The following is a 13,317-nucleotide window of genomic DNA, read 5'->3' as shown; positions in this document are numbered from 1 at the left end:
GAAATGTACATGAATGTACCGGCCTCATCGCGAGCAGGCTCACTCCTACAGGGAACGCATTCCAAAATGTAGGCCTTCGCCTGCTCGCGATGAGGCCAATGCAGGCGCTAAAGAACTAGAAGCCCTCCAGCTCCGCCATCAGATCATTCAAGCGGTCGACCTTCTCCTCGGTGATGTCACTCGCCGCCAGCCCATCGATGTACTCGGCCAATTCCTCCACCGTGCTGCACTCGAACATCGCCCGCAGCGGCACGTCACGTTGCAGGGTTTTCTGCACCCGCGAGGCGATCTGCGTGGCCAGCAACGAGTGCCCGCCCAGCTCGAAGAAGTTGTCGCGTACACCGACCGTTTCGACCTTTAGCACCTCGGCCCAAATATCAGCCAGCCTCTGTTCAAGATCATTGCGCGGGGCCAGATAATCCTGGCTCTGCAACTGGCCGATCTCCAGCGCAGGCAGGGCTTTGCGGTCGAGTTTGCCGTTGGCGTTCAGCGGCAGCTGATCGAGCCACAACCAGTGCAGCGGCACCATGTATTCCGGCAGTTCGGCGCGCAGGCGCTGTTTGATCCGCTCCAGGCGTTCACTCGGATTAAGCGCGGTGTCAGCAGCAACCAGATAACCGACCAAGTGTTTGCCGTTGACGCCTTCCTGCACACCGACCGCACCATCGCGCACTTCCGGTTGCTCATGCAGACGCGCCTCGATCTCACCCAGCTCGATGCGGTAACCGCGAATCTTCACTTGATGGTCAACCCGGCCAACGTATTCCAGCACACCGTCGCTGCGGCGCCGCGCCAGGTCACCGGTGCGATACAGACGCTCGCCCGGCGCACCGAACGGGTTCGGCACAAACACTGGCGCGGTGCGCAGCGGATCGCTGACATAACCGCGTCCGACGCCCGTACCCGCCACGCACAACTCACCCACCGCGCCCAGCGGCACCAGTTCCAGCGCGCCATCGACCAGGTACAGCAAGTTGTTGTCGGTCGGCGTACCGATCGGCAAGTAACTGCCGCGCGTCGACGCCATGTCGACGCGGAAGAACGCCACGTCATCGGAACATTCCGCCGGACCATAAGCGTTGACCAGACCGATGTCCGGGTAACGCAGCAGCCATTGGTGCGCCAGTTCCGGCGGCATCGCTTCACCGGTCGGCAGCATCCAGCGCAGGCCATCCAGACTCAGACGATCCGCGGCGAGCATGCCCTGAATCAGCGATGGCACGCTCTCCAGCACGGTGATGCCCTGCGCCTGCACATGCACCAACAAACCTTGCGGATCGTGGGCAATCGTATTCGGCACGATGTCCACGCGCGCACCGAACAACGGTGCGGCAAGGAACTGCCAGACCGAAATATCGAAGCTTTGCGAAGCGGTCTGGGCGATCACGTCGGCGTCGCTCAAATTCAAGTACGGCACCTTGCTCAACTGGTTGTTGAGCATGCCGCGCTGCTCGACCATCACGCCCTTCGGCAGGCCGGTCGAACCCGAGGTGTAGATCACGTAAGCGAGGTTGTCCGGGCCGCTGTAAATACCCAAATCCTGCGCCGACATCGCCGCCGCTTGTACCTCTTCCCACACCAGCAAGCGTGGGCGATTGGCGCAGCTGAATTCATCCAGTAGCGTCTGCGCCTGTTCAAAACATGCTTTGGAGCAGACCAGCACCGGCGTGCGGCTCAGCTCGATGATGCGTTGCAGACGCGGGCTCGGCAGGCCCGGATCCAGCGGCAGATAACCCGCGCCAGCCTTGAAGCTGCCAATGATCATGCCGAGCAGATCGAGATTACGCTCGGCGAGCAGCGCCACCGGTTGATCCATCTGCACACCGGCCGCGACCAGGGCATGACCGAGACGGTTGGCGTTGTGGTTCAGCTCGGCGTAGCTCTGTTGCTGATCAAGGCACGTCGCGGCGATACGCTGCGGATGCGCAGCGACCTGCTTTTCAAACAGCGCGACGTAGCTTTGGTCCAGCGGATAGTCGTGGGCACTCTGGTTGCAACCGTGCAGCAGGAAGTCCTGTTCTTCTGCACCCAGCAGCGGCAGATCGGCCATGTCGCCATGGAAGCCATCGACCAACGCCAGCAGCAGACGTTTGAACTCGCCGAGCATGCGCTCGATGGTCGATTCGTCGAAGTAGCGCTGGTCGTACGACAGATGCAGACCAAGGTCATCGCCCGGGTAGCACACCGCCGTCAGTGGGAAGTTGGTGTGGGTTCGGCCCGAATCCGAGGTCGCGTTCAGGCTCTGCGCGCGATCCAGCACCGAGACTTCCACCGGCGCGTTTTCAAAGACGAACAGGCTGTCGAACAGCGGCTGGCCTTTCGGCAGTTCGCTCTGTTCCTGAATGTTCACCAGCGGCAGGTATTCGTACTCGCGCAGCTGCATGTTGCTGTCGAGCAAGCCACTGAGCCACTCACGCACGCTGCTGCGCTGATCGTCCTCAGGCATTTTCACCCGCAGGGCGATGCTGTTGATGAACAGGCCGACCGTGCGCTGCATCTCCGGCATTTCCACCGGCCGCCCGGCCACGGTCACGCCGAACAGCACATCACGATCGCCGCTCATGCGGCGCAGCACCAAGGCCCACGCTGCTTGAGCAAACGTGTTGATGGTCAGTTGATGCGCCTGCGCCAGTTCCCGCAGACGCGCACCGTCCTCGACATTGAGGCGGGTGTAGCGGTCGCCGACGATCATCCCGCCGCTTTCACCGGCATGTTCGCGCAGGAACGGCCGGTCACTCGGGATCGGCGTGGTGCGCTCGAACCCTTGCAGGTTCTGCTGCCACCACTGCCGCGCTTCGGCCAGGCTCTGGCGTTGCAGCCAGCCGATGTAATCGCGATAACGCGGGGGCATGCTCAATTGTGCTTCGCGACCTTCGCCCAGAGCAGTGTAGATCTCAAAGAAGTCATTCATCAGCAACGAACGGCACCAGGCATCGATGAGGATGTGATGGTTGCTCATCATGAACCAGTAACGCGCTGCGCCAACCTTGATCAGGCGCAGGTGAAACGGCGCCTGATTGAGCAGATCGAAACCGGCCTCGCGCTCGTCTTTCAACAGCGCTTGCAGCTTCGGTTCCTGCTCGGCTTCGGCAATGGCGCTCCAGTCCAGATATTCGATTGGCGTACGACCCGGCGTATGAATCACTTGCAGCATGTCTTCGCCGACGTTCCAGCAGAACGACGCACGCAGCGCTTCGTGGCGGGCGATCACCGCTTGCCAGGCCTGGGCGAAACGCTCGGCGTCGAGTTCGCTGTTGATGCGGTAACGATCCTGCATGTAGTACAGACCGGTGCCCGGTTCGAGCAACGTGTGCAGCAACATGCCTTCCTGCATCGGCGTCAGCGGATAAACGTCTTCGATGTGTGCGGCCGGCACCGGCAAGGCATCCAGTTGCGCCTGAGTCAGTCTGGCCAGCGGGAAGTCCGACGGCGTCAGCCCACCGGCCTCGTCTTGCAGGCAATGGGCGATCAGGCTTTGCAGCTCGCCGAGGTAGGCATCGGCGAGATCGTTGATGGTTCGCGCCTCGTAACGCTCGGCGCTGAAGGTCCAGCGCAGGAGCAATTCACCGCCGTAAACCTGGCTGTCGATGCTCAACTCGTTCGGCAATGGCGCCTGCGGATCGTGGGCGGCACCGACCGCTTCATCCAGCGGACGGAACAGCGCATCGCTGCCGAAACTCTGGTCGAACTGGCCGAGGTAGTTGAAGGTGACCGGCGCGTTCGGCAGCGCGGCCATGCTGCGCTGGCTCAGGTCATCGGCGAGATAACGCAGCACGCCATAGCCGAGGCCTTTGTGCGGCACCGCGCGCAGTTGCTCCTTGATCGCCTTGATCGAAGCGCCCTGCCCCGCAGCCTCTTCGATATTGTGCGGAGTCAGGCGCAGTGGGTAAGCGCTGGTGAACCAGCCGACGGTGCGGGTCAGGTCGATCTCGTCGAACAGGGTTTCGCGGCCGTGGCCTTCCAGTTGAACCAGCGTCGACGGTTGACCGCTCCAGCGGCACAGCACGCGCGCCAGTGCGGTCAGCAGCAAGTCGTTGACCTGCGTGCGGTAAGCCGCCGGAGCCTGTTGCAGCAACTGTCTGGTGTGCTCGGCATCGAGACGCACACTAACGGTTTGTGCGTGACGATTCTGCTGGCCTCCCTGCGGATTTTCACAAGGCAGGTCGGCGTTCGGGCCGGCCAGTTGGGTCTGCCACCAGTCGAGTTCTTCGCGCAGGGATTCGCTGCCGGCATAAGCCTGCAGGCGTGCCGTCCAGTCCTTGAAAGCGCTGGTTTTCGCCGGCAGTTTCACCGCTTGTTCGGCGTCGAGTTGGCGGTACACGGTTTGCACATCGTCGAGCAAGACGCGCCACGACACACCGTCGACGACCAAGTGATGGATCGCGATAAACAGGCGTTGCTGACCTTGCGGGCCATCGACCAGCACAGCGCGGACCAACGGACCTTGTTCCAGGTCGAGGCTGCGCTGGGCATCGGCGAACAGTGCTTCACACTGGTCCATCGAGGTCACGCGCACTTGCCACAGCACGGCTGCATCGGACACCGGTTGGTGCGTGGCTTGCCACTCGCCGTTGGCCTCGGTAAAGCGCAGACGCAGGGCATCATGCTGCTCGATCACGGCCAACAGCGCCTGCTCCAGACGATGCGCTTCCAGCAGCACGGTCGGTTCCAGCAACAACGCCTGGTTCCAGTGCTGACGCGCAGGAATTTCGGTGTCGAAGAACCAATGCTGAATCGGCGTCAGCGCCGATTCGCCAACCACCAGACCTTGCTCGGCCGTCACCTGCTCGGTGCGGCTGGCCACGGCGGCGAGGGTCTGCACGGTCTGATGCTGGAACAGATCACGCGGGCTGAAATGAATGCCCTGCTGCCGTGCACGGCTGACCACTTGAATCGACAGGATCGAATCGCCGCCGAGTTCGAAGAAGTTGTCGTTGAGGCCGACCTGTTCGACGTTGAGCACTTCGCACCAGATCTGCGCCAAGGTCTGTTCCAGCTCATTACTTGGGGCAACGTAGTCCTGACGATTCAACTCAGGATCCGGCGCCGGCAAGGCGCGGCGGTCGAGTTTGCCGTTAGCGGTCAGCGGCATGCTCGCCAGCAGAATCAGGTGCGTAGGCACCATGTAATCCGGCAGTTGCGCCTTGAGGTGCGACTTGAGGGCGTCGCGCAGTTCAGCCTGATTGGCTTCGCTTTGCTCGGCGATTTCGGTGACGAGGTAACCGACCAATTGCTTGCCGCTCGGCGCGTCGAGGGCGAGCACCACGGCTTCGCGGATCGAGTCGTGATCGAGCAGGCGCGTTTCGATTTCGCCCAGCTCGATACGGAAACCACGGATCTTCACCTGATGGTCGATCCGGCCCAGGTATTCCACCAAACCATCGGCACGCTGGCGCACCAGGTCGCCGGTGCGGTACATGCGCCCGCCATCGGTGGCGAACGGGTCAGCGACAAAACGTTCGGCGGTGATGCCCGGACGATCGTGATAGGCCTGTGCCAGACCGGCGCCGCCGACGAACAACTCACCGGTCGCACCTTGCGGCACCAACGCCAGATCGGCGTCGAGAATGTACGCCACGCGCGCACCGATCACGCTGCCGATCGGCACACTGCCGGCGCCCTCTTCCAGCACCTCCGGCGCCAGACTGGCCAAGGGCATGACCACGGTTTCGGTCGGGCCGTAGGCGTTGAAGAACATCGCCGGTTTGAACGCCGCACGAACGCGCTGCAGGTGTTCACCGGTCAACGCTTCGCCGCCAGTGATGATCATCCGCACCGGGAGGATTTCGTTTTGCGTCGAGAGGAACTGCGCCAACTGGCTACCGTAGCTCGGGGTAAAACCGAGCACGTTGATTTTATGCGTGCGGATCAAACCGCAGATCTCTTCCGCGTCCCACTGACCTTGCGCACGCAACACCACCTGCGCGCCGCTGAGCAGCGGCACCAGCAGACGCTCGGTGGCGGCGTCGAAGTTGATCGAATAGAAGTGCAGTTCGCAATCGTCCGGGCGCATGCCGAAACGCTCGATCACGGCTTGGCAGTGCATGGCGATTTCGCCGTGGGAGACCACCACACCTTTCGGCTTGCCAGTCGAACCCGAGGTGTAAATCAGGTACGCCTGATGCTGCGGCAGGCTGATAAATGGCAGCTCAGTGGCCGGGTAAGCGGCGAGTGCTGCGCTGTCATCTTCCAGGCACCAACGCGTCACGCTTGGCGGCAGATCGCCGAGGGCCTGGAACATCGCGCGATCGCTGAGCAGCAAACCGATGCGGCTGTCGTCGATCATGTAATGCAGACGGTCGAGCGGGTATTCCGGGTCCAGCGGCACATACGCACCGCCAGCCTTGAGAATCGCCAGCAAGCCGATGACCATTTCCAGCGAACGCTCCAGCGCCAGACCGACGCGCACTTGCGGGCCGACGCCACGCTCACGCAAGGCCCAGGCCAAGCGATTGGCGCGGGCGTCGAGTTCGGCGTAGCTCAGGGTCTGCCCGGCGAAGGTCAGGGCCGGCGCGTCTTTGCGTGCCAGCGCCTGTTCGGCGAACAGGTGATGAATGCACTGGTCGAGACGATGCTCGCCCGGCTCGATACCGAGGCTGTCGAGCAGTTGCTGTTGCTCGGGTTGATCGAGCAGCGGCAATTCGCTGAGGCGTTGTTGTGGATCGGCGATCAACGCTTCGAGCAGGTTGCGCCAATGCTTGGCCATGCGCGCGATGGTCGGCTCGTCGAACAGATCGGTGCTGTAAGTCAGGCAGCAACCGAGGCGATGGTCGAGGTCGGTGACTTCCAGGTTGAGGTCGAACTTGGTCGCCCGCGCATCGTTGGCCAGATATTCGACGGTCATACCGGCGAGCATGCGGCTCTGCTGGAATTCCCAGCGCTGCACGTTGCACATCACCTGGAACAGCGGGTTGTACGCGGCGCTGCGTGGCGGCTGCAAGGCTTCAACCAGATAATCGAACGGCAGATCCTGATGCGACTGGCCTTCGATCACGGTGTGACGCACCTGCTCGAACAATTCGCCGACCGACATCATGCCGTCGAGCTGGCAACGCAGCACTTGGGTGTTGAGGAACGCACCGATCAGCCCTTCGCTTTCCGGGCGGATGCGGTTGGCCACCGGTGCGCCGATGCGCAGATCGGTCTGGCCGCTGTAGCGGTAAAGCAGGGTGGCGAGTGCGGCGGTCATGGTCATGAACAGGGTCAGACCGTTTTGCGCATTGAACGCACGAACCCGCGCGGCAAGATCGTCGCTCAGATCGAAACGGAACAGCTCACCCTGATGGCTTTGCACCGGCGGACGCGGGCGGTCGCCCGGCAACTCCAGCAATGGATGCTCACGACCGAGTTGCGCGGTCCAGTAGTCGAGTTGGCGCTGACGCTCGCCGGATTCCAGCCAGTTGCGCTGCCAGACGCTGTAGTCGAGGTACTGCACCGGCAGCGGCTCAAGCGGCGAATCACGGTCATCGACAAACGCTTCGTAAAGCGCACTGAGTTCGCGGGCGAAAATATCCATCGCCCAGCCTTCGGTGACGATGTGGTGCAGAGTCAGGACAAAGTAATGCTCCTGCTCGGCGGTCTTCACCAGACAGGCGCGTAGCAGCGGGCCGGTTTCCAGATCGAACGGCAGATGCGCCTCTTCGTCGGCGAATTGCTGAACCTTTTGCTCGCGCACATCGGCGGCGGACTTGGAGAAGTCCTTCCAGCCCATGCGCACACCAGTCTCGGCATGCACCTGCTGACGGGCGACGCCGTCGACGCTCGGGAATGTGGTGCGCAGGGTTTCGTGACGCAGGATCAGCGCTTGCAACGCCGACTCAAAACGCTCGACATGCAACACGCCACGCAGACGCGCCATGCCGCCGACGTTATACGCCGGGCTGTCCGGCTCCATCTGCCAGAGGAACCACATGCGCTGTTGCGAGTAGGACAACGGCACCGGTTTGCTGCGGTCAACCTTGTCGATCGGCGGCTGTTTGTTGGTGCGGCCACTGGCCTGGATCAGGCGGATCTGTTCGGCGAAATCACCGAGTTCGCTGTGCTCGAACAAGGCCCGCAACGGCAGTTCGACGTCACAGGCCTGACGGGTGCGCGAGATGATTTGCGTGGCCAGCAGCGAGTGACCACCGAGGGCGAAGAAGTCGTCGCGCAGACCGACTCGTGCCAGACCGAGCACTTCGCGCCAGATCGCGGCGATCTGTTGTTCCAGTTCACTTACCGGCTCGACGTGTTCACGCACTTGCCATTGCGGTTCGGGCAAGGCGCGGCGGTCGAGTTTGCCGCTCGGGCTCAGGGGCATTGCGTCCAGACGCATCAGTTGCGCCGGAACCATGTATTCCGGCAGCTCGGCGGCCAGCGCGGTTTTCAGGCGAGCAATTTGCTCATCCTGATCTTCGCTGGCCTCAAGGGCGGTGAAGTAGCCAATCAACTGCGCACCGGCAGCGGTTTCGCGCACCAGCACCACGGCTTGAGCGACGCCGTCCTGGGCGAGCAGACGAGCTTCGATCTCTTCCGGTTCAACGCGGAAGCCACGCAGTTTGACTTGCTGATCGAGGCGACCGAGGTATTCGATCACGCCATCAGAGGTCCAGCGCGCACGGTCACCGGTACGGTACAACCGCGCGCCCTGCTCGCCCATTGGATCGACGACAAAACGTTCTGCGGTCAACGATGGACGGCCGAGGTAGCCGCGAGCCAGACCGATACCGCTGATGCACAGTTCACCCGGCACACCGGCCGGCACTGGATTGAGATCGGCGTCAAGCACGCGGCAAATCACATTGCCCAACGGACGACCGATCGGCGAACGTTCGCCATCGGCAGAGGTGCAGTGCCAGTGGGTGACGTTGATCGCGGTTTCGGTCGGGCCGTAACGGTTGTGCAATTGCACTGCTGGTAGTTGCGCGATTACGCGATTGCGCAATTCGGCAGGCAGCGCTTCACCGCCGGAGAATACCCGGCGCAGGCTGGTGCATTCGGCGCTCAGCGGTTCGTCGATAAACAGCGAGAGCAGCGGCGGCACAAAGTGCAGGGTAGTCACGCCATAGGCTTGAACCAGTTGCGCGATGCGATGCGGATCGCGGTGTTCGCCGGGACCGGCGATCAACAGACGCGCACCGGTGATCAGCGGCCAGAAGCATTCCCACACCGACACATCGAAACTGATCGGTGCCTTTTGCATCAGCACATCGGTTTCGTTGAGCGCGTAAGCGTTCTGCATCCATTGCAGACGTTCGGCCAGCGCGGCGTGAGTGTTGCCGACGCCTTTAGGTTGGCCGGTGGAGCCCGAGGTGTAAATCACGTAGGCGAGGTTGTCGCCGTGCAGGTGCAAACCCGGCGCCTGGCTCGGCCAGTTTTCCAGGTGCAAGGCGTCCATGGCGATGACGCTGACGCCGTCGCTGGCCGGCAAACGGTCGAGCAATTCGGTCTGGGTCAGCAGCAGTTCGACACCGCTGTCGCTGAGCATGTAAGCCAGTCGATCGGCCGGGTATTCCGGGTCCAGCGGCACATAAGCGCCGCCGGCCTTGATGATCGCCAGCAGGCCAATCAACAGTTGTGGCGAACGCTCGGCGGCGATAGCCACGCAGACATCCGGGCCGACGCCTTTGTCGCGCAGATAGTGCGCGAGACGGTTGGATTGCGCGTGCAGTTCGGCGAAGTCGAGGTTGCCGCCGTCCCATACCAGCGCGGTGCGTTCCGGGGTCAGCCGCGCTTGCTCGTTGAGCAGTTCCGGCAGCCATTGTTGCGCCGGGGTGCAGGGTGCAACGCCCCAGCCTTGTTGCTGATCGTACTCGCTGGTGGTCAGCAGTTGCAGATCACCGATGGCTTGTTGCGGGTGTTCGCAGACTTCGCGCAGCAGGTTGCTGAAGTGCTCGGCAAGACGTTCGATGGTCGCGGCGTCAAACAATTCGCTGGCATAGTCGAACGACAAGGTCAGCCGGCCACTACGGTCTTCTTCGCTGTGCAGTTGCAGGTCTAACTTGGCTTCGCGGCTGTGCCACGGCAGTTCTTCGGCGAGCAGACCCGGCAGGCGCTTGAGCGCACTCAGATCGCGCTGTTGGTGGTTGAACATGACCTGGAACAGGCCTTGTTCGCGGGCTTGCGGGAAGGCCTCGAGCAGTTGTTCGAAGGGCAGATCCTGATTCGCTTGCGCACCGAGTGCAGCTTGACGGGTCTGGGCCAGCAGCTCGACAAACGACTGGCGCGAATGAATTTCTGCACGCAGCACTTGGGTGTTGATAAAGAAGCCGATCAGACCTTGGGTTTCCAGGCGTGGACGGTTGGCATTGGGCACGCCGATGCGGATATTGCGCTGACCGCTGTAACGGTGCAGCAGGCTCTGGAATGCCGAGAGCAGCAGCATGAACGGTGTCGACTCGTGAGCCTGAGCCGTGTTGCGGATCGCATCGCTGAGGCTGACACCCAGACGCACAGTGTGGCGTGCTGCGCTGCGATTTTTTTGCGCCGAACGTGGATGATCAGTGGCCAGTTCCAGCGTTGGATGTTCCTCACCCAGCTGCGCTTTCCAGTATGTCAGTTGTCGCTCGCCCTCACCCTGTGCCAACCATTGGCGCTGCCAGTTGCCGTAGTCGGCGTATTGAGTTGGCAGTGGCGCGAGGTTGGCGGTCGTCCCTTGCGAGGCTGCGGCGTAAAGGCGCGAGAATTCGTCGATCAATACGTTCAGCGACCAGCCGTCGGCGATGATGTGGTGCAGGGTCACGAGCAGTTGGTGATCTTCGTCGTCGAGACGCACCAGCGTCACCCACAGCAGCGGGCCTTTTTCCAGGTCGAACTGGGTGCGCGCTGCGTCTTCGCGGATTTGTTGAGCGCGGGCTTCGCGCTCATGCACCGGCAGGTCGCTGATGTCGATCAGTTGCAGGTTGAATTCGGCGGCGGCATCGACTTTTTGCAGAGCGACGCCGTCGCGCTCGAAGAAGCGGGTGCGCAGCGATTCGTGGCGTTCGATCAGTTGCTGGAAGCTGGCGCGCAAGGCGTCTTCATCGAGTTCGCCGCGCAAGCGCAGGCCGCCGGGAATGTTGTAGGCGCTGCTTTGCGGGTCGAGTTGCCAGGTGATCCACAAGCGGTTTTGCGCCAGCGATTGTGGCATCGGCTCGCTGCGCGATAGCGTGGTGATTGCGCCTTGGGCACTGCCGCCGTCCTGTTGCTGTTGCGCCACGGCTGCGGCGAACTCGGCCAGCGTCGGCGCTTCGAACAGCAGACGCAGGTTCAGCTCCAGACCAAGCTCTTCACGGACCCGGGCAATCACTTGGGTGGCAGCAATCGAGTTGCCGCCGAGCAGGAAGAAGTGGTCGTCGGCGTTGACCTGTTTGACGTTGAGTTGCTCGGCCCAGATCTTGCCGATCAAGGCTTCGAGTTCCGAGCCGATGGTGGTCGACTCTTGAGTTTCGGATGCAGTCGACGGGAACACCGCGTAGCTGTCGAGGCTGCCATCGGCCAGACGATTGCGGCACGCGGAGCGTTGCAATTTGCCGCTGGAGGTTTTCGGCAGCGCGCCCGGATTGAGCAGTACCACCACGCTCGGCGCTTCCTGATAAGCCTCGGCCACGGCTTGGCGAATGGCTTTGATCAGGGCTTCCGGCGGCAGGATTTTTTGCACGCTGCGGCTGATTTCCGCGGCGATGCCGATGCCCTCTTCACCCTTCTGATTGACCGCGAACGCAGCGACGCGACCCTTGCGCACCACCTCCACTTCGTTTTCGACGGTCTTCTCGATGTCCTGCGGATAGAGGTTATGCCCACGCACGATCAGCATGTCTTTCAGGCGCCCGGTGATGAACAGCTCACCGTCGCGCATGAAGCCCAGGTCACCGGTGCGCAGCCAGGTGCGGCCAGCGTGCTGAACGAAAGTCTTGGCGCTGGCTTCGGGGTTGCGCCAGTAACCGTAGGCGATGCTCGGGCCGGCAGCCCAGACTTCACCGACAGCGTTGTCGGCCAGTTCTTCGAGACTGCTCGGCTCGACGATCAGCACGGCGTGTTCCGGCTGGCTGATGCCGCAACTCATGATCGGACTGCCCTCGCCCGGCTCGGCGCGGTTTTGCGCCAGCGCCTGATCGTCCACGCGCAGTGCCGGGATGCCAGTGCCGCGCGGGGTGCCGGCGACGAATAGCGTCGCTTCGGCCAGACCGTACGAGGCCATGAAACTGGTTTCGCTGAAACCGCTCGCCGCGAACTTCTCGGCGAAGCGTTCGAGGGTGTCGAGACGGATTGGCTCGGAGCCGGAATAGGCTACACGCCAGCGGCTCAGATCCAGACGCTCAAGGGCCGATTCACTGACCCGTTCGCTGCACAAACGATAGGCAAAGTCCGGCCCGCCGCTGATGGTGCCGCCGTACTCGCTGATCGCTTCCAGCCAGCGCAACGGCCGGCCGAGGAAGTAGGCCGGCGACATGAGAATGCACGGCACGCCGCTGAAAATCGGCTGCAGCAGACCGCCGATCAGGCCCATGTCGTGATACAGCGGCAACCAGCTGACGATCACATCATCCGGATTTACATCGATGCCGAAACCGTGACGGATCAACAGTTCGTTGGCGACCAGATTGCCGTGGCTGACCTGCACGCCCTTGGGCAGTGCGGTGGAGCCGGAGGTGTATTGCAGGAACGCGATGTGATCTTGCGGCAGGCTTGGTTCAACCCAGTTTTCGGCCAGCGTTCGGTCGAGGGTGTCGACACACAGCAACGGCGGCGCGCCTTCGATCTGCTGCAAGGCGTCGCGCAGGTCGGCGCTGGTCAACAGCAGACGCGGTTCGGCGTCGGCAATGATCGACAGCAAACGCTCCTGGTGGTGGCGACGCGCGGACTCCGGCGGATAGGCCGGCACCGCGATCACGCCGGCGTACAGGCAACCAAAAAACGCCGCGACGTAATCCGGGCCACTGGGAAACAGCAGCACCGCGCGATCACCGAATTCAGTATCAGCCTGCAACGCGGCGGCGATCATGCGTGCACGTTGATCCAGCTCGCGATAACTGAGCACCACAGCCTGCTCCGGGTTTTCAGCGAGAAAACGCAAGGCCAGCCGATCCGGCGTCAGGGTCGCGCGGCGCTGGAGGGCTTGGACCAGGGTGCTGGGGAGTTCGAACGCGTCGGTCATGAGGTTTCCTGCCTGAATTCGGCTTGCTAATGGAATCGGGTTGCTGCGTCACGCCCCTCGAAGGGCATGCAGGGCGCGGTCTGTGCCGACCGCGCAAGGCATCGGAATGCTGTCTGGCCGGGACTGTGCGCCCGGAACCATTCACCAATGAGAACGGATGACGTCTTGAAATAATTAGTCGGCAGGCTCCATCGCCAATGGGG

The 13,317-nt window shown here is 62.4% G+C and carries 1 protein-coding gene; it reads right to left on the bottom strand.

Annotation, left to right across the window (positions count from 1 at the left end; genetic code table 11):
- Window positions 1–115: 115 nt before the first annotated feature.
- Complete coding sequence (locus tag ACI514_RS04515) at window positions 116–13,114, bottom strand: non-ribosomal peptide synthetase (RefSeq protein WP_405123147.1); 12,999 nt, start codon at window positions 13,112–13,114, stop codon at window positions 116–118.
- Window positions 13,115–13,317 lie beyond the last annotated feature (203 nt).

Origin of the sequence: Pseudomonas sp. M20 (assembly GCF_045037865.1) — a bacterium.
Taxonomy (GTDB): Bacteria; Pseudomonadota; Gammaproteobacteria; order Pseudomonadales; family Pseudomonadaceae; genus Aquipseudomonas.
The sequence above is the reverse complement of the archived record's forward strand: the minus strand, read 5'-3'. Positions and strand labels throughout refer to the sequence as shown.

Excerpts from the sequence above, each read along its gene's own strand:
- ACI514_RS04515 (WP_405123147.1), bottom strand. The coding sequence starts at position 13,114 with ATGACCGACGCGTTCGAACTCCCCAGCACCCTGGTCCAAGCCCTCCAG.